At 37.0% G+C, this 24,927-nt stretch carries 25 protein-coding genes; 3 read left to right on the forward strand and 22 right to left on the reverse strand.

All coding sequences use genetic code 11. The annotated features are described in order from the left end of the window. Both UGRO018_RS13455 and UGRO018_RS13460 read left to right on the forward strand, forming a co-directional pair. A partial coding sequence (locus tag UGRO018_RS13455) for a chromate transporter (protein ID WP_416327010.1) occupies positions 1-547 on the forward strand: 547 nt, incomplete at its 5' end. Further along, positions 532-1,104 carry a chromate transporter gene (locus tag UGRO018_RS13460; RefSeq protein WP_416327011.1) on the forward strand — a complete coding sequence of 191 codons (573 nt, stop codon included), beginning with the start codon at positions 532-534 and terminating at the stop codon, positions 1,102-1,104. The genes UGRO018_RS13455 and UGRO018_RS13460, both read left to right, overlap by 16 nt. Positions 1,105-1,145: 41 nt before the next feature. Here UGRO018_RS13460 and UGRO018_RS13465 read toward each other — a convergent pair whose 3' ends face one another. The 15 genes from UGRO018_RS13465 to murI all read right to left on the reverse strand — a co-directional run bounded on the left by UGRO018_RS13465 (position 1,146) and on the right by murI (position 15,913). Further along, positions 1,146-1,457: a PTS lactose/cellobiose transporter subunit IIA gene (locus UGRO018_RS13465; protein ID WP_416327012.1), complete on the reverse strand. Its 312-nt coding sequence runs from the start codon at positions 1,455-1,457 to the stop codon at positions 1,146-1,148. 2 nt (positions 1,458-1,459) lie between these two features. Next, positions 1,460-1,762 (reverse strand): PTS sugar transporter subunit IIB, encoded by a 303-nt coding sequence (locus UGRO018_RS13470; RefSeq protein ID WP_416327013.1) that lies wholly within the window; start codon positions 1,760-1,762, stop codon positions 1,460-1,462. A gap of 102 nt (positions 1,763-1,864) precedes the next feature. Further along, on the reverse strand, positions 1,865-2,173 hold the full coding sequence (locus UGRO018_RS13475; RefSeq protein WP_416327014.1) for a PTS sugar transporter subunit IIB: 309 nt from the start codon (positions 2,171-2,173) through the stop codon (positions 1,865-1,867). After that, positions 2,170-3,450 (reverse strand): glycoside hydrolase family 140 protein, encoded by a 1,281-nt coding sequence (locus UGRO018_RS13480; RefSeq protein ID WP_416327015.1) that lies wholly within the window; start codon positions 3,448-3,450, stop codon positions 2,170-2,172. Before UGRO018_RS13480 ends, UGRO018_RS13475 begins: the two co-directional genes overlap by 4 nt. A gap of 3 nt (positions 3,451-3,453) precedes the next feature. Next, a complete protein-coding gene (locus tag UGRO018_RS13485) occupies positions 3,454-4,863 on the reverse strand; it encodes an L-fucose/L-arabinose isomerase family protein (RefSeq protein WP_416327016.1) in 1,410 nt (469 codons plus the stop codon). Next, positions 4,854-5,732 (reverse strand): alpha/beta hydrolase, encoded by an 879-nt coding sequence (locus UGRO018_RS13490; RefSeq protein WP_416327017.1) that lies wholly within the window; start codon positions 5,730-5,732, stop codon positions 4,854-4,856. Before UGRO018_RS13490 ends, UGRO018_RS13485 begins: the two co-directional genes overlap by 10 nt. A 5-nt stretch (positions 5,733-5,737) precedes the next feature. After that, on the reverse strand, positions 5,738-7,171 hold the full coding sequence (locus UGRO018_RS13495) for an FGGY-family carbohydrate kinase (protein ID WP_416327018.1): 1,434 nt from the start codon (positions 7,169-7,171) through the stop codon (positions 5,738-5,740). Beyond that, positions 7,168-8,097, reverse strand: coding sequence for a transketolase family protein (locus UGRO018_RS13500; RefSeq protein WP_416327019.1), 930 nt, complete (start codon positions 8,095-8,097; stop codon positions 7,168-7,170). The genes UGRO018_RS13495 and UGRO018_RS13500 overlap by 4 nt, the downstream gene beginning before the upstream one ends. Next, positions 8,097-8,912, reverse strand: coding sequence for a transketolase (locus UGRO018_RS13505; protein ID WP_416327020.1), 816 nt, complete (start codon positions 8,910-8,912; stop codon positions 8,097-8,099). Before UGRO018_RS13505 ends, UGRO018_RS13500 begins: the two co-directional genes overlap by 1 nt. A gap of 22 nt (positions 8,913-8,934) precedes the next feature. Next, a complete protein-coding gene (locus tag UGRO018_RS13510; protein ID WP_416327021.1) occupies positions 8,935-10,206 on the reverse strand; it encodes a PTS sugar transporter subunit IIC in 1,272 nt (423 codons plus the stop codon). Positions 10,207-10,409: 203 nt separating this feature from the next. Beyond that, positions 10,410-11,420 (reverse strand): LacI family DNA-binding transcriptional regulator, encoded by a 1,011-nt coding sequence (locus tag UGRO018_RS13515; protein WP_416327022.1) that lies wholly within the window; start codon positions 11,418-11,420, stop codon positions 10,410-10,412. Between the two features lie 58 nt (positions 11,421-11,478). After that, a complete protein-coding gene (locus UGRO018_RS13520) occupies positions 11,479-12,594 on the reverse strand; it encodes a GGDEF domain-containing protein (RefSeq protein WP_416327023.1) in 1,116 nt (371 codons plus the stop codon). A gap of 232 nt (positions 12,595-12,826) precedes the next feature. Next, positions 12,827-13,546 carry a LytR/AlgR family response regulator transcription factor gene (locus tag UGRO018_RS13525; RefSeq protein WP_416327024.1) on the reverse strand — a complete coding sequence of 240 codons (720 nt, stop codon included), beginning with the start codon at positions 13,544-13,546 and terminating at the stop codon, positions 12,827-12,829. A 115-nt stretch (positions 13,547-13,661) separates the two neighbouring features. Further along, entirely contained in the window at positions 13,662-15,038 is a 1,377-nt protein-coding gene (locus tag UGRO018_RS13530; protein ID WP_416327025.1) for an aminopeptidase, read from the reverse strand. A gap of 101 nt (positions 15,039-15,139) precedes the next feature. After that, a complete protein-coding gene (gene murI, locus UGRO018_RS13535; RefSeq protein ID WP_416327026.1) occupies positions 15,140-15,913 on the reverse strand; it encodes a glutamate racemase in 774 nt (257 codons plus the stop codon). 171 nt (positions 15,914-16,084) lie between these two features. Between murI and UGRO018_RS13540 the strand changes: the two genes are divergently transcribed. Continuing rightward, entirely contained in the window at positions 16,085-17,779 is a 1,695-nt protein-coding gene (locus UGRO018_RS13540) for a [FeFe] hydrogenase, group A (protein WP_416327027.1), read from the forward strand. A gap of 33 nt (positions 17,780-17,812) precedes the next feature. Here the strand turns inward: UGRO018_RS13540 and UGRO018_RS13545 are convergent, their stop codons facing one another. The 7 genes from UGRO018_RS13545 to UGRO018_RS13575 all read right to left on the reverse strand — a co-directional run bounded on the left by UGRO018_RS13545 (position 17,813) and on the right by UGRO018_RS13575 (position 24,927). Further along, complete coding sequence (locus UGRO018_RS13545; RefSeq protein WP_416327028.1) at positions 17,813-18,130, reverse strand: XRE family transcriptional regulator; 318 nt, start codon at positions 18,128-18,130, stop codon at positions 17,813-17,815. Between the two features lie 172 nt (positions 18,131-18,302). Continuing rightward, the gene (locus UGRO018_RS13550) at positions 18,303-20,285 is read right to left on the reverse strand and encodes an ABC transporter permease (protein WP_416327029.1); all 1,983 of its coding nucleotides are present in this window, start codon (positions 20,283-20,285) and stop codon (positions 18,303-18,305) included. Between the two features lie 106 nt (positions 20,286-20,391). After that, positions 20,392-21,327 carry an exopolyphosphatase gene (locus UGRO018_RS13555; RefSeq protein WP_416327030.1) on the reverse strand — a complete coding sequence of 312 codons (936 nt, stop codon included), beginning with the start codon at positions 21,325-21,327 and terminating at the stop codon, positions 20,392-20,394. 158 nt (positions 21,328-21,485) lie between these two features. Further along, positions 21,486-21,878 carry a hypothetical protein gene (locus tag UGRO018_RS13560; protein ID WP_416327031.1) on the reverse strand — a complete coding sequence of 131 codons (393 nt, stop codon included), beginning with the start codon at positions 21,876-21,878 and terminating at the stop codon, positions 21,486-21,488. Positions 21,879-22,008: 130 nt separating this feature from the next. Continuing rightward, the gene (locus tag UGRO018_RS13565) at positions 22,009-23,259 is read right to left on the reverse strand and encodes a zinc-binding dehydrogenase (RefSeq protein ID WP_416327032.1); all 1,251 of its coding nucleotides are present in this window, start codon (positions 23,257-23,259) and stop codon (positions 22,009-22,011) included. Between the two features lies 1 nt (position 23,260). After that, on the reverse strand, positions 23,261-24,199 hold the full coding sequence (gene pfkB / locus UGRO018_RS13570; RefSeq protein WP_416327033.1) for a 1-phosphofructokinase: 939 nt from the start codon (positions 24,197-24,199) through the stop codon (positions 23,261-23,263). Then, the gene (locus tag UGRO018_RS13575) at positions 24,196-24,927 is read right to left on the reverse strand and encodes a PTS sugar transporter subunit IIA (protein WP_416327034.1); all 732 of its coding nucleotides are present in this window, start codon (positions 24,925-24,927) and stop codon (positions 24,196-24,198) included. Before UGRO018_RS13575 ends, pfkB begins: the two co-directional genes overlap by 4 nt.

Here is a 24,927-nt window from a genome sequence, read left to right on the forward strand (position 1 = left end):
AATTTATCTATGGTTGTTTCTGATTCATTTTTATATCAGTGCGTTTACATTTGGTGGTGGTTATATTGTCATTAAAATGATCCAACGTTTTTTTGTAGATGAAAAAGCACTGTTTTCTAAGGAGGAATTAATGGAAATGGCTGCAATAGCACAAAGCTCGCCAGGTGCAATTGCCATTAATCTAAGTATGCTTGCAGGATATAAGGTCGCAGGAAAAAAAGGAGCATTGTTATCGATTGTCGCAAGTATCTTACCGCCATTTCTTATCATGTGTGGGCTTAGCTTTTGTTATGGTATGATCAAGGAACAAATTCTACTACAAAGCATATTAAAAGCCTTGCAGGCAGGTGTAGCTGCAATTTTCATCGATATGCTTTTGGATTTAGGAAAAGATGTGATGAAGGAAAAAAGCATGATCATTCGTTTATTGTTTCCTTTTGCTTTTCTTACTTGTTTTTTGTTATCGATTCCCCTTCTTTTTATCTTATGCCTTTGTATCATCATCAGTATCTTTGACGCTTGGAGGTTATCATGGAAATCATCTTAAGTATCTTTTTATGTTTTCTTCAAATCGGTTTATGTAGTATCGGTGGTGGTTATGCGACCATCCCTTTGATACAAGCGACTTTGGTAGAACAGTATCATTATATTACCTTAGAACAGTTTACCGATATCATAACCCTTTCTCAAATGACACCCGGTCCTTTGGCTATCAATATCTCAACATTTGCCGGTATGCAAGCACAAGGAATTCCAGCTGCCATTGCGGCTACTATAGGTTGTATTTTATTTGGTGTGATCATTTCTTATGGATTATATCGTTTTTTTCAAAAACATAAAAGCAATGAGCTTATTTTCCATATATTAAGAGGCTTGAAATCAGCTAGTGTAGGGTTTATCTTATCGAGTTGTATGACGATTTTATTGTTAACTTTTTTTCATATAGATCAATTATCTATGATTCATAGCGTTGATATCGTTTCTATTCTTTTGTTTATCCTATGCTTATATCTATTGCGTCGTCATCAATATTCTATGTTTCGTATTTTAGGAATCTGTGCATGTTTTGGTGCGATTTTTGCTTTTTTTTTAAACAATATATAAAAAAGACTCGTTTCCACCAACCAGAAACGAATCTTTTTTTACTATTTTTTGATTTCTTTGTATAGATCTACAAATTCTCTACTCAGAATACCGAAAGCTTCTGCGCTCATCAGCTGATCTTCTGCATGAGTCAACAACAACGTCATCGTCGTTGCTTCTCCTCCTGCTTCTTGCTGAATAAGTTTCCCATGTGCAGCATGTCCTTCCGTGAAAGACGCTTCGCCTTCCTTGATCAATGCTTCTGCTTTATCGAAGTCTCCGGCTTTTGCTTCCTGGATTGCTTCAATGTAAAGACTTCTTGCATTTCCTACAGCGGAAATGATCTGAAAACAAATTAGTTCAATACCTTCCATAATTAATCTCCCAGAGTTTTCTTGACAGTGGCAATTACTTTTTTGCCATCCATCATACCATAAGCAGCCATATCAATTGATTCTACAGGGATATTAGGGAATTTTTCCTTCACACTCTTCAATTGGAAGCGTACTTGTGGTCCAAGAAGGATGATATCAGCACCCTGTCCTGCATTGTCTACTTCACCAATAGGGTATGCAGCAATATCTGTTTCATAGTTGTCAGCAGCTGCAGCTTCCTGCATCTTCTTTACCAACATACTAGTAGACATACCAGCAGCACATACCAAAACAATTTTTCTCATTTTAATTTACCTCTTTTCTTTAAGAACATCTACATTTTACCACTATTACCTAGCTCTTGTCTATTTCCTTTTCGCTTTTTTCAATACTTTTGCAAGCGGTTCCTATACAATTTCATTTCCTTGGAAATATTTTATCATTTCTATTACTGCACTACCGTTTCCTTCTTTGAAATCCTCAGGCTTGATGCATGTGACCAAAGTTTTTGGAAACAACTGTTTGATCTTAGATAAATTGAATCGAACCTGTGGGGTCAATAAAATGATATCCGCATCCTTTCCATGAATGGATGCTTCACTCAATGCACTGACACGAATATCAAATGCCAGCTCTTGTGCTTTGATTGCTTTCATCATACTGTTTTTTAATACATCAACCGATACACCAAAGCTACATAGTAACAGAATTCTCATATTGACCTCTGTATGATAATGAGTGCATCTTCATCAAATGGATGCATTTCAATTACGCTTTGATCATTTTCTATCTTACATTCCAAACGTGAAAGACGATTTTTTGTCAGATCCAAGGCAGTAACGATCGCATCTTGTACATCCAATTGTAAACGTAAAGCAATATTGCTAGGTAAATAGATCAAATAGGTATGTTCATCTTCACTTTTTGCACAGCGAATTTCTGGATGATCATGTACGAGCAATTCACATGGTATCCATTGCGTAGAAGTAAACGAAGTAAGCAAATGAGCCAAATAGCCATAATCCCATGCTCCTGGAAATTGTAATGCTTCATTCCATGGTTTTGGTGTCGCAAATCCTTCTCCGGTGCCGGTGCCAAAACTTTGATTGGCTTTATGCCAAGAATAAATTCCCGCTGCACCATAGGTGATACCTGCACAAGCTCCTGAAAGTACACTTTGCCAAGCGGCTTTACGTACATCATATTGCGTAAATCTTCCATACAATCCACCTGAACTTCCCATTTGCTCATAGCATGGCTCGCTATTTAGGATTGGTTTGATTGGATATTCTTTATAAAATTGTTGTGCCAAACGATATGCCATTCCTTTATTTTCAGGCAAGGCATTATGACCGGATTGATACATATAGAAATCCATATCATCCATAAAGCATGTTGGAATCGAAGCGTATCTACCTTTGATATGCATAGAAAACAAACAATCTTTTGCTTTCTTTTTCAACAAATGAAATGCTTTTTGATAATGACGAATACAAGCATCGCTTGGAAAATCAGTATCGCCTGAGATGATATACATCGGATGCAAATCAGAAAAGGTTTCATGTACGATATCAATATAAGAATCAATGAAATCATATGGCATGGTGTTGGCTGAATTCATACGATTTGCCCATGTATCCGGTACATAATTACACCATAGCACAACAAGTGCTAATTCAAAACCTTTTGCTTTTGCCATTTCACACATTGTTCTTGCTCGTTTAAAATAGTCCATATTCCAACGATCAAAAGTAAAGGTCTTTTTATCCTTGGTTGGAAGTGGATAATGATCGTAGTATGTTCCACTCGCATCCCATTGTGGCAAAATGTTTATTTGAATGGTATTGAAACCTTGTTTTCTTCTAAGTTCTAGATAATACTCCCATTCTTCCTCTTGAATATTGGTAAAGGCACTCCAACATGTGTCTGCTAGATAAAAGAAGGGTTTTCCGTCTCTTTCAAATGTACGTTGATTTTCACTGATTCTTAACATCATTTATTCACCTCTTATGATTTGTTTGATCGATTCTTCACTAGAATCATATACATCTGGTTGTAAGCCGTTCAAGTATTTACAAGCCTCGTAAACCTGTGGCAAAATATCCTCATGAATACCCACACAATGATGAACATATGGTCCACATACCAGTTTTTCTTCTAACTTTTTCAAGTTTTCCACTTCGATCCAAACATAGGTTCCTTGATTAAATGGTCCCTCTATTCCCTTTGCATGTCCCATCAATAACTGATATTCTCCATTATCTCCATCAAAACGAAGAATGCTCATATCGCCACCCTTGATTTCTCCATGCAATGCACCTGGATGAGAATGATGGAATGCAAATGGTGATCCGAAGATAGGTTTTTCTTTCATCAAAGAAGGTGCCCATGGCCCACAATGTTGTAACAGCTCTCCATTCTCATTTGTTGGATGCGGTATCGTCCAATCCGCAAAGTAAGAAATACGATGCTTCCTGCTTGCGGCGTTCGCTATTATGGATGTGATCGCTCCATGGATATCTGTTTCACAAGTAACCGGAAATCCTTCTTCACTTAGCAACGCATTGGCAACACAAGGGAACAATCCCAAATCATCTTGCATTGCATTCCAACATTGAATAGCAGCTGCACGACAATGAAACTGCTTAGCCAAAGATTGTATCGCAAGCTTTAAGGCAGCTGTATTTCTTACGTCTTCCTTAGCTACCTCTACCTGCATGATATCATAGATTTTTGTTTCTAACGCATCAATTTGTGTGGATTCTTCTTTTTTGATGCGATCCATTTCTCTTTTGACATCACTTATGGTCACAGGATGAATCCGAATATCGAATGTTTCCAACAACTCACCTTCATTGACCATCATGGTCCAAAAGCCCGCAGGACGTGTTGATATCTGAAGAATGGTTGCTTGTTTTACCTGTTTCACGATATTCGCAGTCGCAAGGAATCGATCTAGTCCTTCCTCAAACTGTGTATCTTCTACTCGACACATCGTAAGATAAGTGAACTTTCTTTGAAATCTACGTAATATCTTACCTGTCGCAAACAATCCGCATTGGGAATCTCTTAATCGACTACCATCTTTTAAAGGTGCTTCATCTCTTGGTCCCCATAATAGAATCGGTAAATCAAAGCTTCTTGCGACTTTGGCTACCAGATCCTCAGTGCCGAAATTACAATGTGGAAAAAACAAAGCATCTACTCTTTCTTGTTTCATTTTGGTGATGACAGCATCTAAATCACCTTCATCAAACAAAAGACCTTCTTCATTTACATCCTCGATATCCACAAAATCAATGGATAGTGCTTTTAATTTATCTAATATCTTTTTTTTATACAACAAGGCATCTTCTTTACTGAAGATATCTCTTCTTGTACAAATAACTCCCAGTTTTACATCCATTTCCATCCTTCTTTCTCTATATATGGTGCCATCCATTCTTCACATAAGGAAAACCAATGAATGACATGATGATCATGATGGCTAGCTTTTCTTGCGGTCGTACGATCACAAAGTGCTAATCCATGTTCCCCTTTTTCAAAAATATGCAGTTCAAAAGGAATCTTTTTCTCACGTAAAACAACACCTAGTTTTAAGGACTGTTCTACATCAACCAAGACATCCTCATAAGTATGCCAGATAAACATCGGTGGTGTATCTTCACTGACAAAGTTCAATAGATTATATTCATCGATATCCTTTTGCGTTGGCTCTTTTACACCGAAAAATCGTTCATTTGCGGTATTGGGTTCAGAAATCAATGCACTCGCAAAACCGAAATCATCTTTCGCAAAAGCCTCTTTGCTATAGGTACCGGGATAACCTAAGATCGCAAGGTTGACTTTTAATTGATCCTTTGTCGCATTTACACTTTCTGCTAACCATGCTTGATTCCATTTCACTGCCATGGATAACGCAAGATGACCTCCTGCAGAAAAGCCACAAAGAATGATTTGATCTGTATCAATTAGCCATTCTTCTGCATGCTCTCTGATATATTTCACACATTGTGCACATTCAATCAATGCATTTCTAGGTACATTTTTCACCTGATCCATCACCGTATACCAAAGAACTACACTGTTTAGTCCGATACTGTTAAACTTTAATGCGATTGGCTCTGCCTCACGATCACTTGTAAAAGCATAACCTCCTCCTGGACATACGATCACAAGAGGTCGTTTCTTACCTACATTATATTCCTTTGATTGATGTAATACATACGTATCAAAAAAGGCTGTGTCATTCAAATAAATTCGTTCATTGATCATACAAGCTACCTTCCTTTCGCATCATAAACTACCATGTCAATGGCTTTTTTCCAGCCATCTAAATACTCCATTCGTTTGGTTTCCTCCATTTGCGGATGATAAACCTTTTCTATCTTTTGTAAATGATCACAAGGATAACCTAACTTTTTCATCGCAAGCATATAAACACCATAAGCGGAAAAAGCACTTTGTTCATAAGTGATCATTTCTTTGTTGGTAATATCACAGAGAAATTGCATCAAAACCGGATTCTTGCTTGCTCCGCCATCTGCACTGATTTTCTTTGCAGACATGGAAATACTGTCTTCTAAGGCTTTGATTGCATCATAAATTTGAAAGGCAATGGATTGTAAACCAGCTACCATCAAGTCTTTCTTATTTGTATTTCTAGATATCCCAGAAATACATGCTTTGGCATTCGCCATCCAATAAGGTATGCCTAGGCCGACAAAGGCAGGCACAAGATATACTCCATGAGCATCCATTTCCACATCATTTAATTCATAATCTGATTGATATAACTTTAGATCATCTCTAAGCCAATTTAAAGTATCCGCACTGCTATTGATAATGGCTTCTGCGGCATAGGCACTTTCATGTATGGTATGATATGCCAAAGCAGTTACCACACCGGCTTTTTGATTTACCTTTTGGTTTCCAATGTTCATCATGACACTACAACCGGTTCCCATGGTTATTTTAACATCACCGACATGATTTGCTTGATGTGCATATAATGCACTTTGACTATCTCCGATCACCGTGAGGATCGGAAGTTTTTTTCCATGAATCCATGTATATCCAAAATCTTTGTCACTTTCTACAATGGTTGGAAGTATTTCTCTTGGAATCTGAAAGATATCAAGTAATTGTTCATCCCAATTCTTTTGATGAATGTCATATAATAATGTTCTACTTGCATTGGTATGATCACATAGATGAAGTCCTGTTAGCTTATAGATCAGCCAGCTATCCATGGTTCCAACCTTAAGCTTATTCACTGGTGTATCCACATGATCTAACAGCCATTTTATTTTAGTAGCACTGAAATAAGGGTCTATCTTTAATCCGGTTTTTTCTTCTACCAAAGCTTCATGCGCTTTCAAAGAAGTACATAGATCCTTACTTCTTCTACATTGCCAGACAATGGCATGATATTGTGGTATGCCACTTTTCTGATCCCAAGCGATGATCGTTTCTCGTTGATTGCTGATACTGATCCCTAAGACTTGTTGGATATCTATATCCTTCAAAACCGCCTCGATACCAGCCATCATATTTTCATAAATCTCCAGGGCATCATGCTCGACCCATCCGACTTTTGGATAAATTTGTTGATGCTTATGAGAAGATTCTTTTTTGATATTGCCATCTGTATCGATCAGATATACTTTTGTGCTTGTTGTACTCTGATCGATACTGATGATATAGCAACTCATAACAATTCTTTTGCGGTTTTTCTTACATGATCAACTGACAATCCATAATAATCGAACAATTCCTGTGCACTACCGGAAATCGTAATTTCATCAGGGAATGCCAATACACGGACCTTAACAGGATGATGAGCCGCAACACACTCACATACCATTGCGCCAAGACCGCCATATATACTGTGTTCTTCCATCGTGATGATGGCTTTGGTTTCTTTTGCCGCCTTGATGATTGCTTCCTCATCAAAAGGCTTGATCGTATGCATATTGATGACTCTAGCATGAATGCCTTCTTCTTTCAATGCATCACTGGCTTTACAAGCTATAGAAACCATGTCACCTACAGCAACAATGGTGATGTCCTTTCCTTCACGAAGGGTGATGGCTTTTCCGATTTCATAATGGAAATCATCTGATTCATGCACATCATCTACCGGATTTCTACTCACACGAATATAGGTTGGATGTACATCATCCTTTAATTGTGCCATCATCTTTCTTGTTTCATGTTGATCTGCCGGAACAATGATTTGCATATTAGGAATCGCTGTCAATACCGCTAAATCTTGAAGCGAATGATGCGTCATACCCAAAGCACCATAGCTGACTCCGGCACTGATCCCAATCAATTTTACATTTGCATTCGAATATGCAACATCTACTTTAACTTGTTCAATACTTCTCATGGTAAGAAAGCTTGCCGGACTGGCAGCATATGGCTTTTTCCCAGCACTAGCCAGTCCTGCACTGATTCCTACAAGGTCTTGTTCTGCAATACCAACCTCTATGGTGCGTTTCGGATAAGCTTTTGTAAAAGGCGTTAAAGATGCACTGCCTCTTGAATCTGATACAACAACACAAATGTCTTGATCTGTCTTTGCCTCTTCCATAAGACATTCACAGATAACTGCACGATTTGCCAGCTTTCCCATTAACATACACCTCCCAGCTCTTGCATCGCAAGATGGTATTGTTCTTCATTTAACACGCCATGATGCCATGCAACTTCATTTTCCATAAAGGAAACACCTTTTCCCTTAACGGTATGTGCCAATATCAGCACCGGTTTGTCTTTCACCTGTTTTGCTTGATCAAAAGCATTCAGTATTTCATCTATATCATTGCCATCGATTTCGATCACTTCAAAGCCAAAGCCTTCCCACTTTGCTCGAATGTTTTTTAAAGACATCACTTCTTCTGTTGTTCCTGATATTTGAAGCCCATTTCGATCTAGAATTGCCACAAGATTATCTAACTTATAATGTGCCGCAGCCATGGCAGCTTCCCAGATACTGCCTTCTGCTTGCTCACCATCTCCCATCATGACATAAGTGCGATACTCTTTATGATCCATCTTAGCTGCTATAGCCATACCAACTCCAAGGGATAGGCCATGTCCCAATGCTCCGGTATTCATCTCTACACCGTTAATCTTATTATTTGGATGACCGATATACTTTGATTGATAGGTAGAAAACGTCTTTAATTCCTCTTCCTTGAAGAATCCACGATCCGCTAGCGTAACAAACAATGCCTCTGCGATATGTCCCTTACTAAGGATGAAACGATCTCTATCCTCTTTCTTAGGATTTGTCGGATCAATATGCAATACGTGATTATATAATACATTTAGGATATCAATGCCAGATAGGCTCCCTCCGACATGACCTGCCTTACTTTGGTAACAAACTTCAACAATTCCTCTACGTAACTTTTTACTATGTTCTACCAGCTCTGTTTTATTCATAGATATATCCTTTCCTTTTTCGTTATGCTTCTTCTACTTCACCTAGTTCAAGTTTATAATCCTGATTATCAGAAACTTTAAAGAATGGGAACCATACCAATACACCAATAGCAACACAAACCACCTGAAGTACAGCTGCTTGCCAACTACCTCCAATGAAAGCACCGAAGATAACAGGAACGCCGAATGGCACTTGAACACCTGTTAATGGTGGAACAATTCCTGTAGCCATAGCTGCATAAGCAACTAAAATCTGAATAATTGGAACACTGATAAATGGAATTGCCATAACCGGATTTAAAATCAAAGGATATCCAAAGACAATTGGTTCGTTGATCGTAAATAATCCAGGAATGATAGCTAATTTTGCAAGTTCTTTGTTCTTTTTAGCTTTTCCAAATAGAATCATAACGATCAATAAGGATAAAGTACCACCTGCACCACCAATACCTGCATATAGAGAATAGAATGTATTACCTAAAATATTTGGTAATTCGTTTACTGGTGTACCATTTTGTAATGCGGCCATATTATCTAATGCCATTGGCATGTAAACAGCTTGAATCACTGTTCCTACAACCAAAGAACCATGGATACCAAAGAACCACAATAACATCTGAACCAAAACGATAACAACCAAAGACCAAACACTACCACCTAAGGCATTTAAAGGAGAAGCTACCAGCGTATAAATCATTTCCGCAAAAGAACCCCAAGGTGTAAATGAGAATATTGTTGCGATTGCAATCATAATTGCCCCAGTAAATAAACATGGGAAGATAGAACTAAATGTATTCGAAATAACCGGTGGCACGCTTTCTGGCATTTTGATCTTTAATTTTTCGCATTTCATCAATGCACAATAGATACGTGTTGCCGCAAGTGATGCAAAGATAGCGGTAAACAATCCTTGTGCTCCCATATAATTCATATTCAAAGCGCCTTCATTTAACGGTGTTACAACTAAAAATGCAAAGATTGAAATAATACCAGCAGTAACTCCATTTTCATGTAACGTTGTAGCAAGGCGATTTCCCATCAGGAATGCAGAATAAATAGCCATACAACTTGTCGTAACAGTAGAAGCAGCTAATAGATACGGCGTTAATCCTATAGTAGATACAAAGCTCTTCCAAGCATCAATTGGCAGAACAGCCAATAGCAATGCAATAGACCCAATCATTAAGATAGGAAGTGTTCCCATCAATCCTTTTGAAATAGCATCTAGGTATTTGTTTTCTTGAATTTTTGACGCAAATTTCAACACATTGTTCATCATGTTTTCTGATTTCATAATTTCCTCCTAATGTAGCGAAAGGTATAAGATGCGCGCTTCTTATGTAACCCCTTCCTTACACTGATAGTATAATACAACAATTTCTCAAAAGCAATACTTTTAGCTAAATTAATTTATTTATTTGCTAAATATTTACTAAATAATTATTTTATAAATATTTAGTTCCTGAAAAAAACATCCTCCTAAGAAGATGTTCTATATCACACTATGATCTGTTTCACGCTATCCCTAAATATCACATTGGTACCTACCAGTATTTGTAGCTTACTGCTATCATGTTCATTGATTTTATCTACCAATCGTTTTACGGCCTTTCTGCCTAGATTGATTTTATCTACTTGAACGGTCGTTAATGGTGGATCACAATATCCACATAAAGGCAGATCATCAAAGCCAACCATGGATACCTCTAAGCCAAATTCTTTAAAGGCCTTCATCGCCCCCAATGCAATGTTATCATTTACTGCAAAATAAGCAGTTGGAAGTGGTTCATCGGAAGATAAATAACTCTTCAAATACTCCTTCATATCACTGTAAGCACCATCTAAGCTTGGCTCTACCAATGCTTCATTTTGTGGGTAACAAGCCAATTGATGATCACTCATTGCCTGTTCATACCCATGTTTTCGTTCTCTAAAATTATTGATTTGATAAGCAGAATTGATCAATCCGATGTTTTGATGTCCCATATCAATTAAGTGAGAAACAATTTCATAAGTACCATCTATATTATTGATAGCAACAAAATCAAATTTCTGCGTACGAAATACCGTATCCACGATAACTACCGGAATACTCAATGCCTCAAACGCCATCAGATCCTCATAATTCATTTCTGTTCCCAATAGAATTACGCCATCTACCAAATCTTGTTTCAAAACTTCTTCCATATCGACACTTTTATTCTCATCTACCGTGATATGTGATACCAAAAGATCAAATCCCAAAGCACTGCTTTCTGTTTCAATACCTCGAATCAATTCAGAGAAAAATGGGGTATCTCCTATGATATGTTTGGTTTTATTCAACACTACAAAACGAAGCGATTTACTTTCCTTTGCGGTTTTCTTAAAATATCCCATTTCTCTTGCGATTTTTAAAATAGCCTCACGTTTTTCCTCACTGATTCCTTTACGATGATTTAACGCATTGGACACCGTCCCATCAGATACCCCTGCTCTTTCTGCGATATCATGCACCGTTACCTTCATATAACCACCTCTTCCTAACTAAAGTATATCATATTATTTAGTTTTATTTTAGTAGAATTTAGGTTTTCATCAGCTTTTTGGTTTTCTTTCGTTCATACATTCTTTCATCCGCAAAAGAGATCAACTCATCTAACAATACACCATCCGTTGGATAATGAGCGACACCAAAACTTACACCTTTGAATTTTGCTTTACTTTTTGGTAATACAAATTGTATCCGCCTTATTTGATCCAATATCTTTTCAATATCTACTTCAGATATCAACATCACAAATTCATCTCCGGATATTCGAAAAATCATATCTGTCTTTTTGATCTCTTTCATTTTATTTGAAAATGCTATTAGATATTGATCCCCTGTTAAATGACCGTATTCATCATTTATTTTTTTAAAGTCATCTAGATCCATATAGATGAAGTAAAAGGGTTGACGCTCCTGAATCTTCTTATCCATTTCTCTATCAAATGCCAAACGACTCCCCAATCCGGTTAATGTATCTTTTAATATCTTATTTTCTAAAAGCCCGATCTGATCCCCTTTGATCAGGATATCATTCAATAACACAAAGGTGTAACAAGCATTGATGATCAATACAATGATCGTCATCAACTTTATGAGAACGATCTTATCATAAATAAAGTGTACATTGATCAAAAGGATACTCACCAACCATAACAGGCTGGTAATGTTTAGTTTTCGTTGCATCTCCAAATGGTGACATTCCATCAAGACTCGATAGATTTGTGTCATAAACCAATCCATACCTCGATAAGTTATGATAAAGAACACCGTCTGAATGATCATCACACAAAAGGATAAAGTTAGATAAGTGAAGCATGCATATGCGAGTTGAACCGATATGATAAAAACAGATAATGTATAGCTCCACGCAAAACAAAGAATAAAAAAATGCTGACGTAACGAGCCCTCATACATTTTATGTAGCGGTAGTAAATAGAAAAATCCAAAGACAGTAAACAACCCGTTCCCATTTCCATAGATACCCAAAGCTTTGATTACATAAACACCAATCATGATCATCATGAACGAATAACAAAATAACACTATAAGAATATGTATCTTCGGATAGCATCTCTTCACATTCTTTTTGAAAATATAAAGATTCATAATGATGACTTGAAGTACTACGATCATCTCATATACAAAATTCATTTCATTTCATCTCCTGCACCTAACAAGTATATATGTCGTTTTTATGCAATTTCATAACATCTATTATTTAAATACGCTAACATTTGTTCATGAAATCCTATTATGATACAAATATATCCTATCAAAAAAATCGTCTATAAAAAAGTAGATATTCCTAATCGGTAAATTACGCTTCCTGTTTGGTAGATAAATGTGATTATTAAAATAAAAAAAACGCTAAGCAACAGCGTTTTCATCGCTTTAAATAAGCAAAATAGCGATCAAGGGCTTGATCATGATAGCGACGACTTATCGGAAATAATTGTTCGTTATCCATGAGTGCATCTGATCGGCGAATCTCTTTCACATGACTTAGATTGAGTATATAACTATTATGTGATTGACAAAAACTAAAGAGTGGCAGCTGTGGTTTCAATGCCGATAATGAACCATTCCAATCATAATGCCCTTGCGCAAGCCATATTCTACAACGATGTTGAGTAGATTCTACAGCATAAATTTTATGAAAAGGGATTGCGACAGATTTTCCTTCTATTTTAATCACAAGCCGAGTATCCATATAATTCTTATGATAATCAGATATTAAGATCGTTTTGAACTTATCAAGATCAATTGGTTTTAATAAGTACCAAAGCGGTTGAGTATCAAAACAATCATAAATATAATCACGATGAGAAGTGATATAAACAATACTGCATGAAATATTTTGTTTACGAATCTCTCTTGCCAGATCCATACCATTTCCGGTAGATAGTTCAATGTCCAATAATAATAAATGATAGAAACCGTTAACGGATTGCATTTTTTGTTGAAGCGTGAGTACTTCATCAAATTGATCGATATCATAATCGACTCCTTGCTCTAGATGATGTTCTTTCATGATTGCGACAACATCTAAACTCAATTGATGTAAAAACACTCGATCATCATCACAGATTGCAATACGATACATGTTACTACCTCCTGTCAAACTCTAATTTACAATTAAAAGTATACCATTTTTCGATCCCTTAGACAAACCTTTCATGTATTAAAAAAGAGGTCTATTTTGACCTCTAACACATTTGTTATGCTTTTTTCAAAAATGCTTTATATCCAAGAGTTGCTTCCCAAATATCGATTTTACTTGCAACTTCCCATGGTGCATGCATATTATGCAATGCAATACCACTATCAATGACTTCCATATTATATTGTGCAAGGATATAAGCGATGGTTCCTCCACCACCTTGATCGACCTTACCTAATTCTGCAGTTTGATAAGTTACATGTTCGCTATCTAAGATATTTCTTAAATATGCCATATATTCAGCATTTGCATCATTACATCCGCTTTTTCCACGACTACCTGTATATTTAGCAAATACCAAACCATGCCCCATGAAAGCTGCATTCTTTTCTTCATTGACACTTGCATAGTTTGGATCATATGCCGCAGATACATCACTACTCAACATTTTTGAGTTTTTCAAAGCTCTTCTTACATTTAATTCACTATATTCACCAACCAAATTCATGACTTCTGCTACTGTGTTTTCAAAGAATCTAGACTGTTGACCGGTTGCTCCAATGCTTCCTACTTCTTCCTTATCTACCAACAACGTTACAGCAGTACGATCTACTTGATCCATTTCTAATTGTGCCATCATTGAGGTATAAGCACAAATTCGATCATCATGACCATATCCCAATACCATACTACGATCCAAGCCATAATCTCTTGCCTTACCTGCAGGGACAACTTCAATCTCCGCAGAAACAAAATCATCTTCTTCAAAATCGTATTTTTCTTTTAACATTTTTAAGATATTTGCTTTTACTGCATTCTTTTCTTCATCCTTCAAAGGAATGCTTCCGATCGTTACATTCAGATCTTCACCTTCGATGACATTGCTTGCTTTCTTTTGCATTTGATCTGCGGATAGATGTACCAATAGATCTGAGATACCGACAACAGGATCTGTTTCCTCTTCTCCGATTGCCAAGTTGATGATGGTACCATCTTTTTTCACAACTACGCCATGCAATGCCAATGGAAGTGTTACCCATTGATATTTTTTGATACCACCATAATAATGAGTATCTAACATTGCAAATTCTTTATCTTCATACAAAGGATTTTGTTTGATATCCAAACGTGGACTATCGATATGTGCTCCTAGGATATTCATCCCATCAACCATAGGTTTGTTACCGATCAAAAATAACGCAAGCCCTTTGCCCATGTTGTTTGCGTATACTTTATCTCCGGCCTTTAGCGTACCGTTTTCTTTTATGACCTCTTCAAGATCACGATATCCATATTGCTTAGCGATACGGATACTTTCCGTAGTACATTCTCTTTCTGTCTTACAATCTGAGATATAATTTTTATACCCTTCACAATAAGTAAAAATCGTTTCTAGTTCTTTTTCATCATATTTCTTCCAAGCATTTTCTCGCATAGAAATACCTCCATTCATTCGCATTTATTATATATTGTTCACAAATGAAAGACAACTATAACCATCCAAAATCTGCAAAAAAAGAAGCAAGATGATCTTGCTTACTTCTGATATAATAATTTCTTCGATAACTCGATATGATACGGATCCTTGGCAGAATTAAATATACGAACACTTCCTTCCCCTTGTGTCCTCAATTCTCCCTTTTCCTTCAATATAGTTTTGACATGGTTCATGGTTCCTTCATTTCCATCAACAACACGAATGTGTGGGCCGGCCAACTTTTCTATTTTCTCTTTATAAAAAACAAAATGTGTACAACCTAATACAATGCTATTTGCATTTTTTAGATAGGGATCCAGATACTCATGGAGCTGTTGATCAACAAGTGCTTCATCATCTAGCTGATCGTTTTCCACAATACGTACCAGCATAGGTGATGGTAATTTTATGATCGTATGATCATGCTCGTATCTTGCCATCAAGTCATTGAATTTCTTTTCCTTTAACGTAAATGATGTCGCCATGACTACGATGGTTTGATCCTTTTCACCTTGGGCAACTACCTTCAATGCCGGTTCCATACCGATGATAGGAAGTTTTGGATAGGCTTCTCTTAACTCCTTAACGCAAGCACTGGTTGCGGTATTACATGCGATCACAACAGCTTTTACACCTTGTTCCACAAAAAAGCGCATGATTTCAAAACAATGCTCGCTGATTTCTTCTTTTGTTTTTTCTCCATAGGGAGCATATGCAGAATCTCCATAATATATATAATGTTCTGATGGCAAGTGCTTAGATAACTCCTTTAATACACTGATACCTCCAAGTCCGGAATCAAAGACTCCGATTGCCAGTTCCTTTTTTAACATGATAAGACCTCCCTGAATCAACGTCATCATTATACCCTTTTTCGCTCTTTCTTTCCAGTTTCTCTCTTATTTTAATTTTAAGAATAATTCTTAAAATAGATTGACAATTATTGGAAACAGGCGTAGAATAAAATTAAATTAAGAATAATTCTTAATATAGGAGGAATTTTTATGAGCAAGCATTTAAATATGGATATTCGTGTCCCTATTGAAAAGGATAATCCTGCCATACTAAGGGTAGAAAGTCTTTGTATCCAATGTGGTCAGTGTAAAGAAATCTGTCAAAAACAGATTAGTGTATCTCATCATTATGATCTTTTAAAGACACAAGACACTGCTATTTGTATCCATTGCGGACAATGTGCCAACGTTTGTCCAACCCATGCCATTAGAGAGCGCCAAGACTTTATGAAAGTAAAAGAGGATCAACAAAGAGGAAAAAAGACTGTCTTCATTACTTCACCTAGTGTACGTGTTGCCTTAGGGGAAGCCTTTGGCTTACCTGCAGGAAGCTATGTAGAAAGTAAAATGGTCGGTGCACTTCGTGCCTTGGGTGCTGATTATGTTTTTGATACAACGTTTGCTGCTGATTTGACCATCATGGAGGAAGCAAATGAATTGATCAAACGTATCCAAAAGAAACAACCTCTTCCTCAATTTACCAGCTGTTGTCCGGCTTGGGTAAAGTTTGTGGAAACTTATTATCCTCGTTATATACCAAATCTTTCCACTAGTAAATCTCCCATCAGCATGTTTGCATCTACCATCAAAACTTGGTTCGCAAACAAAGAGCACTTAGACCCTAAAGATATTTCCATCGTAGCAATCACACCATGTAGCGCTAAGAAATTTGAAATTCAGCGTGAAGAATTTCATGATGCCAGTGATTTCAATCACACAGAGTCCTATCAAGATTGTGATCATGTTGTCACAACAAGAGAATTAGCTCATTGGATGGATGCGGAAAACTTAGATATCGATACTGTAGAAGATAGCGATTATGATTCCCTTATGCCAAGAGGAAGTGGCGCAGGCATCATCTTCGGTAATACCGGTGGTGTCATGGAAGCCGCAATACGTAGTGCTTATTATTTTTTAACCGGAGAACAACCGACAAAAGACCTATTACAATTCAAAGCACTACGAGGTATGGATGGCATTAGAGAAGCAACGCTTACCATTCAAGATATTCCACTACGTGTTGCTGTTGTTCATGGTACCAACAATGCTCGCCAATTTATTTCACATATGGAAAACACAAAGACTCATTATGATTTTGTTGAAGTCATGACCTGTCGAGGTGGATGTATCGGCGGAGGTGGTCAGCCAATTCATCCCGGAGTTGATCAAGATGAGATCAGACAACAACGTATCGATGCATTATATGATAAAGATGCTCATGTAACGTTACGTAATTCTCATGATAATCCACAAATTCAACTTGTATATCAAGAGTTTTACAAAGAACCTTTAAGTGAAATTGCGGAAAAACTATTACATACTTCATACCATATTCGCACAGATCTGAATGAAGACCCATCCAAGTATGAGTTTACAGAAGTAGAAACAACAAATCTTACAAAGGAAACGGAAGGTATTACATACCAATGTACTATTTGCGGTTATATTTATGAAGGAGATCTTATGAAAGAGCCTGATAGTTATGTTTGTCCGGTTTGTTTCGTGCCTAAAGAAATGTTCAAAAAACGAGAGGAACCCAAAACAGAAGAAGTACAAAAGGAAGTTTTACAATATCGATGTACCATTTGCGGTTTTATTTATGAGGGAGATCTTACTCTAGAACCCGATAGCTATGTTTGTCCGATTTGTGGGGTGCCAAAAGCATTGTTTGAAAGAAAAGAATAGATAAAAAGCGAAAGAACTGAAATCTTTCGCTTTTTATGAATGAAATAACTTTGCTACTTCTAATAATCTGGTTGTTAAAGATTCTCTTTTAGAATCTGACTTTCTGATTTCCTGGATCAGTTCTTTCTCTGTTCTCGTTAAGGTCTCTTTTGTTTCGATTCCACAAACCTTACTGATATCAATTTGCAGATATTCCGCAATATTAATACCAATCTGCATTGGCATTCCGGTATGCTTCAACAAATAATTTCCTAATGAATTTTTATCTACACCAATATCTCTAGCCATTCTTGCTTTGGTTACATTTTCTTTTCGCATGAGTTCATTTACATAATCAATAAAACGATTCATGTCCGCCATCCCATTCACACTCCTTTTGTAGAAAAATTATAAACGAATTCATTTACAAAAGGTTGCTTTGTATGAGATGCTATGATGATAGGTATCTCTTTTCTATGACATATACAACAATTATATGATAACCATAGAAAAAGATGAAGTCTTTCTAACCTCATCTTTATGCTTATTTTTGCATGGTCGCCTTATATCCTTGATAAGTCACATAGAAATAAGAACCATAAATTACTAAGATGATACCACCTGTAATCAAATTACTTTTCCACATGCTACCAATACCGAACATGTAAGAAAAGGCACCTGATACGGCTGGAACACCTACAAAGGAATGAATGATCGCAAGCAACAAAGGCAACACGAAGTAAATCCCGATCTGTAATAAGATAGAACGATTGATCATCTTAGATGGCGTACCGATTTTACGTAATACCTCATAATTGGTTTTGTTATCTTCTGCCTCACTAAGTTGTTGTAAAGCTAAGATTGCCGCACTGGAAACCATAAATACGATACCTAAGTATAATCCAATATAGACAAATAACATACCCATTCCTAAAGAGTTTTCTTCCACTGCTGTTTTTGTCAAACCGCTATAACGATAATTTTTTATATCATGGTTTGATACATACTGTTCGAAATTTTCTTCAACCTGAGCATTATAGTCAGATAACTTTACACCTTGAGCGATATTGATATTCCAGTCACTACCATAAGGTTTAAAAGCCTTGGTCATATCATCAGGAACAACAAGTGCAAGCATGATATCCGGCATGTAATTCGTGCTTAATACCGAAATTTCTTCACTTTTTACACATAGTTGAACCTTTTGATTCAGCGCTGGATATTCAATATGTTGGGCTGCTACTTCATTTGCATAATCAAGAATTGATTCATTTCCACTGATAAAGAAGGCTTCTCCTTTTTGTAACGTAACTTCTTTTTTATGTTGAGAACGCATTGCTTCGTTATAATCACTCAAAGAAATATACATCATGGTTGCGTCTGCATAAAAGCTTTCTCGTGCATGATCACTTGATAAATATGGAAGAAGTATATTCAAGGTTTCTCCATCTGAATAAAAATCGACTCGATTCCAATCATCTACCTCATCAAGTGCAAGCAGCTGTTTCATGGTTGCTTCATCAATATCCTCATCTTGGGTATACGTATAATCATATGGTGTTGATTGTTTTACAGAGTCCACTAAGGTATGATTTAAGGAAATGCCACAAGATAATGCACCAATACTTAACAATAACATCAAACATACAACCCCCATAGATAAGCTGGTCGTATTTATTTTTGCGTTGATCTGTCGTAATACAAACATATTCAATTTCTTATAATAGACACCTTTATTAAATCGGATAAATTGCAATAAAAAGCCAGATAAAGAAACAAAGAAGAGCAATGTTCCCACACTACCGATGACAATGATCGGTACCAACATAACAGCAAACGTCGTCATAGAAGAGGAAGTCAAATAGTAGGCAACACCAAGGCATATCAGTGATACCAAGAGTACAAGCACAGCAGCCCATGGTTTCGTGATCTTTACTTTTTCAACTTTCTTTTTCGCATGTAACATATCGATCAGTTTCACTTTCGCAATGACCCTAGTATTCAACAACATGATCGTAAAGAAAATCACAGAGAAACAAACCACGGTTGCGATTGCACTAACTGCTGAAAAAATGATATGATAATTCACATTGGCATGAAACATATTTGCAGTAATGACACCGAGTATTTGTGAGCATAAAACACCAAGTACAATACCCACGACAAGCGAAGTCATTCCAACAAATAAGGTTTCGCAAACAAGAATTTTCGAAATATCCTTTTTCGGCATCCCAAGCAACATATAGATTCCGAATTCTTTTTTACGTCTACGAATCAAAAAGTTATTCGCATAAAGAATCAGAAACGCTAACACGATGGCCACAAATACAGATAAGACATTCATGAATAGACCAACCGTCTGCATACTTAATGATGCTGATTCACTCAATTCCATAATGCTTTCCTGTGCTGAAAAAGAATTAAAAGTATAGAATAGGCACACCGAAAACATCAAGGTCAAAAAATAGACAAAATAATCTTTATAGCTTTTCTTTACATTCATAAAAGCCAGTTTTGTTAATTTCATACATACACCCCGTTTCACACCTAGATTATAATTTACTCTAGGTCTATGTGCCATGGATGTTACTTACAATCACCTTTCAAAAATGTAAGAAAGGCAAAGAAGACTGTTATTTTACAGTATCCTTTGCCTGATTCATACCTTTCATCTCTGACAATAAGGCCGCCAGCTTTTCTTCCATGACATCATCCGCAAATTGGCAAGTACCAACCACATGATGACCTCCACCACCATATTTCAACATCAGTTTTCCAACATCAATTTCACAAGTACGGTTTAATACGCTGTAGCCAACAGCTGCACTGCAACCCTTTCCGCCTTTTCCATTTACGATCCATACAGAAATATTTGCTTCCGGATACAAACTATAGATCAAGAAGCGATTTCCTGAATAAATCGGATCAACACCTCTCATATCAGATATGATGATGTTATTTTCTACAACGGTGTGTTGTTTTACCATATCGATAAATTTATCATTTTGATCCCAATACAATTCAATTCGTTCCTTTGTATCGGGCATAGCTAAGATTTCATCTATCGTATACTCTCTACACCAATCTATCATCTTTTCCATTAATTGATAATTGCTGATCGTGAAATTACGAAATCGGCCTAATCCGGTTCTTGGATCCATCAAGAATCCTAATAATATCCATTTATTCGGATGTAATACCTCATCTATGGTCAGATTGGCACTATCTACTTTATCCACCGCCCATAACAAGTCATCAAATTTAGGAAAGCGTTCTTTACCTCCATAGTAATCATAGACAATATGTGCACAGCTTGGACAAGGTCTGCTATCCCCTACATATTTACCTTGATAGGCATTTCTTTCTGCTTCACTGGAATGATGATCAAACCATAATCCACACCCTTCTACAAAAGGAACATTAGCCAAACAATCATCCGGACCAACTTCTACCAAGCCATCTTGTAGATCTTTGGGATGTACAAATTTCCAATGATCGATGACTCCCGCTTCCTTTAAAAACACTGCACATGCCAGACCATCAAAGTCTGATCTTGTTAACAACCTCATGAAACTCCTCCTTTGAATTCGCCACCTCTAGTGTATCATAAATCGATAACATAAACAATGTGTGCGCTTACAACATCTTATTCATATTTATAAATATCTTAATAAAAAAGCTATCCTATCTATTATTTATCACACGATAGAATAGCTTTTTGACAATTTTATTGTAACTCTAGCTTTTCATCAACTGCAAGCATTTGTTTCCAAAGTGCGATCAGTGCTTGATTGCTTGCCTCTTTTTCCTTCACGATTTGCATGATTGCCTCAGTTCTTAATCTTACCTGAGCCTCTTCTAAATCATAAGGAATCTTTTCAATTGCATCGATTGCTTCTTTCATATATGTCTGATGCTGTAACATCTCTTCCATTTGTTTCAGAAGTTCTTCTTTTGTCATTGTTTCCATGTTATGCTCCTTTCTCATTGAGCATATCATACAGATACTTGTTTCATCCACATAATATGCCCTACCTTTTTTCACAAGTCCTTTGGCTCGCTTTGCATAGGTATCGTGTAACACCTTACCATTTGCATCTATTACATGAACAAACTTCATTTTTATCATTCCTTCGTATCACCGTTTTTTGTGATGGGTGCCTACCCCTGATACACCTTTAGGATACAATGATTTCAAAAGAAACGCAAGAAAAAAAACACTGCATGTATCATGCAGTGCTCTTTATGACTTATTGAAAGTGTTCTAGCAGCATTTTTTCAGCTTCACCACTCCACAATCCTTTGTTTTTGCGACATACCTCATCCAACTTTTGGAAGAATGGATCCTGTTCGCCTAATTTGGCAAAGTCTTCAATTGCTGTCATCGGCATATTGATATGTGTATACACTAATTTCTTTCCACCAGGTACATCCGGTAAGTTTTTGGTCGTTTCCACTACAGAATCCAATCCTCCGACATGTGTAATCATGACCGCAGATTGAATCAACCCTTTGGCATCCTTATCGATGGCTTCTTTCATGTCATCGATCGTTCCACCGGTGGAACCAATGATCTTACTTCTGGAATAATGACAATCATATAGATTCACCATTGCTGAGAATTTCATATCCGTTGGTCCGGCAAATAAATTCATACAACCATCATAAGCCATGATCTGATTTCCCATTTCACATACTCCACGATTTGGAATATACACAAATACATCATCATAACCTTTACCCTCCGTGATCGCCATCAATTCAAGAACCTGATCTGCCATTTTCGCAGTATTGACATAAATCAACTCTACTCCATGTTTTGCGGCATCTTCTTCTGAAATGACTTCTCTTGCTCGTTTGATACGATCATCATTGATTTCCGTTACCACAATTCTCTTTGGTTTATTTTCAAAGGTCAAACCATAACTTACAGCACCAAGTCCCATAGGTCCACAACCTCCAAGAATGATGATATTTCCACCTTCTTTTGTACCCATGATATGCTGATAAGTGCCTGGTACCGTATGATAGTTGGTATGATATCCGCCGATGACACAGCTCACCGGTTCCGCAACAGAACTTGCGAAATAGCTATCGCCTTCAAATGTCCATAAACAACCTGCTTCTATGATATCATTTGGAAAGATACAATATTGCGTATCCCCACCACACCATTGATAAGAATATCCCGGACTTTCCATTTGACCCGGAATCGCCGGTTGTTGCGCAAACTTTTGTCCTGGCTGAAATTTATCCTGCCATTTCTTTCCTACCTGTACGATATCTCCCGCAAATTCATGACCGATGATGATTGGATGATCATAGACATCATTTGGTACTCGTTTATGATTTGCGCCTTGTTTTACCGTTTTCCAAGTAGACATACAAATACTATCAGATACTACTTTTACTAAAATTTCATCTTCTTTGATTTCAGGTAATTCAAATTCATCTAATCGAATATCATCAACGCCATATAAGCGTACTGCTTTTGTTTTCATATTATTTTTCCTCCAATGTCTTCATAACGACCTGTTTCTTTAATTCTTCTACGATTTCTTTCTTTGCTGGCTGCGTACCTTTTGTCATAACAGCACCGGCACTTGCGGCAACAGCAAAGCGAATCATTTCTTCTAAGCTATATTGTTGTTCAATGGCATAAGTTATCCCGGCTACCATAGCATCTCCGGCACCAACACTGGAATGTGCCTCTACCTTTAATGCTTCCGCTTGTATGACAGCCTCTTGAGTGATAAAGATACTTCCTTCTTTACCCATGGATACGACAACATAATGGGTATCTTCATTTAGTAAGGTCTTAGCCAATGAAATGACCTCTTCATTTGTGATATCTTGTGATACATGAAAATAGGTCGCAAGCTCATATTTATTAGGCTTGATTACATAAGGTTTGGCTTTGATGCCATGTGCAAACAATGCTCCATCCGCATCAAATACGACCTTTGCGCCAGTAGCTTTGATACGTTTGATCATATCGTAATAGATCGTAGTAGCTACCCCTTTACTGACATTTCCACTTAATACCACAATGGTATCTGATTGACATAACTGAAGAATTTTATCCATCAGCTGTTCTACTTTTTCCGTATCGATCAATGGTCCTGCCTCATTTAATTCCGTTAAATTACGTTGACGATCCAATACCTTTAAATTGGTTCTTGTCATACCATCTACCCATACAAAATCGGTTTGGATGGATTGTTTTTTCAATGCTGATTCTATAAATTCACCTGCAGATCCGGCTAGAAATCCGGTACATATGCTATTACCACCAAAGGCTTGTATCGTCTTAGAAACATTGACACCTTTTCCTCCGGCATCCTGCATGACATGACTCAATCGATTCAATCCCCCAGCAACCATTGTTTCCACTTCTGCGGTCTTATCAATGGCCGGATTAAAAGTAACCGTAAGGATCATGATGCATCCTCCTTTGTGAGAATATCATAAATCGTATCTACATCGCCAGAAACGACCTGTTCCACAACTTCCATTTCTCCTAACTTACTGGCAATATTTGCTAAAATAGTCATATGATCATCATTTTTCGCCGCAATACCGATGACGATTCTTGCATTACCTTGAGCCCATTTGATTCCCTCAGGATAAATCATGACCGCAATTCCCGTTTTCTTAACACAATCCTTAACCTCATACTCTCCATGAGGAATCGCAATATCATTTCCGATATATGTTGTTAATCCATGATCACGATGTAACATGCCTTCGATATATCCTTCCTCGATATATCCGGCAGACAATAAGAGCTGTCCCATTTGAACGATGGCATCGTCACTATCCTTTGCACTGCAATTTAATTTGATGTTCTTCTTGTCTAAAATTTCATTTTTGGTTTTCTTCTTTTTCAATAGCATGATTTCCTTCACGATCCTTTCATACGCTTTTTGATCCATAAAGCTTTCAATTCCAAAGTAACAAACATCAGGGAATTTGGTTTTGATCTGATGTTCAAAATTATGATGAGATATCAGAATATCCACGTCATTGGGGATGGCTTCTAACGAACAGTTTCTCACCTTATCATGATAGCCTTCTTTCTTTAATTGTTTTGCTAAAAGGCCTGCTCCTAAGGCACTGCTTCCCATACCTGCATCACATACAAAGTAAATACTTAACGTTTCTTGCAT

It is taken from the genome of Hoskinsella mucinilytica (genome assembly GCF_045223415.1).
GTDB classification, from domain to species: domain Bacteria; phylum Bacillota_I; class Bacilli_A; order Erysipelotrichales; family Erysipelotrichaceae; genus Hoskinsella; species Hoskinsella mucinilytica.

Bases quoted from the DNA above. Each gene is read 5' to 3' on its own strand.
- UGRO018_RS13460 (WP_416327011.1), top strand. From the start codon at position 532: ATGGAAATCATCTTAAGTATCTTTTTATGTTTTCTTCAAATCGGTTTA.
- UGRO018_RS13465 (WP_416327012.1), bottom strand. From the start codon at position 1,457: ATGGAAGGTATTGAACTAATTTGTTTTCAGATCATTTCCGCTGTAGGA.
- UGRO018_RS13470 (WP_416327013.1), bottom strand. From the start codon at position 1,762: ATGAGAAAAATTGTTTTGGTATGTGCTGCTGGTATGTCTACTAGTATG.
- UGRO018_RS13475 (WP_416327014.1), bottom strand. From the start codon at position 2,173: ATGAGAATTCTGTTACTATGTAGCTTTGGTGTATCGGTTGATGTATTA.
- UGRO018_RS13480 (WP_416327015.1), bottom strand. From the start codon at position 3,450: ATGTTAAGAATCAGTGAAAATCAACGTACATTTGAAAGAGACGGAAAA.
- UGRO018_RS13485 (WP_416327016.1), bottom strand. From the start codon at position 4,863: ATGGATGTAAAACTGGGAGTTATTTGTACAAGAAGAGATATCTTCAGT.
- UGRO018_RS13490 (WP_416327017.1), bottom strand. From the start codon at position 5,732: ATGATCAATGAACGAATTTATTTGAATGACACAGCCTTTTTTGATACG.
- UGRO018_RS13495 (WP_416327018.1), bottom strand. From the start codon at position 7,171: ATGAGTTGCTATATCATCAGTATCGATCAGAGTACAACAAGCACAAAA.
- UGRO018_RS13500 (WP_416327019.1), bottom strand. From the start codon at position 8,097: ATGGGAAAGCTGGCAAATCGTGCAGTTATCTGTGAATGTCTTATGGAA.
- UGRO018_RS13505 (WP_416327020.1), bottom strand. From the start codon at position 8,912: ATGAATAAAACAGAGCTGGTAGAACATAGTAAAAAGTTACGTAGAGGA.
- UGRO018_RS13510 (WP_416327021.1), bottom strand. From the start codon at position 10,206: ATGAAATCAGAAAACATGATGAACAATGTGTTGAAATTTGCGTCAAAA.
- UGRO018_RS13515 (WP_416327022.1), bottom strand. From the start codon at position 11,420: ATGAAGGTAACGGTGCATGATATCGCAGAAAGAGCAGGGGTATCTGAT.
- UGRO018_RS13520 (WP_416327023.1), bottom strand. From the start codon at position 12,594: ATGAATTTTGTATATGAGATGATCGTAGTACTTCAAGTCATCATTATG.
- UGRO018_RS13525 (WP_416327024.1), bottom strand. From the start codon at position 13,546: ATGTATCGTATTGCAATCTGTGATGATGATCGAGTGTTTTTACATCAA.
- UGRO018_RS13530 (WP_416327025.1), bottom strand. From the start codon at position 15,038: ATGCGAGAAAATGCTTGGAAGAAATATGATGAAAAAGAACTAGAAACG.
- murI (WP_416327026.1), bottom strand. From the start codon at position 15,913: ATGTTAAAAAAGGAACTGGCAATCGGAGTCTTTGATTCCGGACTTGGA.
- UGRO018_RS13540 (WP_416327027.1), top strand. From the start codon at position 16,085: ATGAGCAAGCATTTAAATATGGATATTCGTGTCCCTATTGAAAAGGAT.
- UGRO018_RS13545 (WP_416327028.1), bottom strand. From the start codon at position 18,130: ATGAATCGTTTTATTGATTATGTAAATGAACTCATGCGAAAAGAAAAT.
- UGRO018_RS13550 (WP_416327029.1), bottom strand. From the start codon at position 20,285: ATGAAATTAACAAAACTGGCTTTTATGAATGTAAAGAAAAGCTATAAA.
- UGRO018_RS13555 (WP_416327030.1), bottom strand. From the start codon at position 21,327: ATGAGGTTGTTAACAAGATCAGACTTTGATGGTCTGGCATGTGCAGTG.
- UGRO018_RS13560 (WP_416327031.1), bottom strand. From the start codon at position 21,878: ATGAAGTTTGTTCATGTAATAGATGCAAATGGTAAGGTGTTACACGAT.
- UGRO018_RS13565 (WP_416327032.1), bottom strand. From the start codon at position 23,259: ATGAAAACAAAAGCAGTACGCTTATATGGCGTTGATGATATTCGATTA.
- pfkB (WP_416327033.1), bottom strand. From the start codon at position 24,199: ATGATCCTTACGGTTACTTTTAATCCGGCCATTGATAAGACCGCAGAA.
- UGRO018_RS13575 (WP_416327034.1), bottom strand. From the start codon at position 24,927: ATGCAAGAAACGTTAAGTATTTACTTTGTATGTGATGCAGGTATGGGA.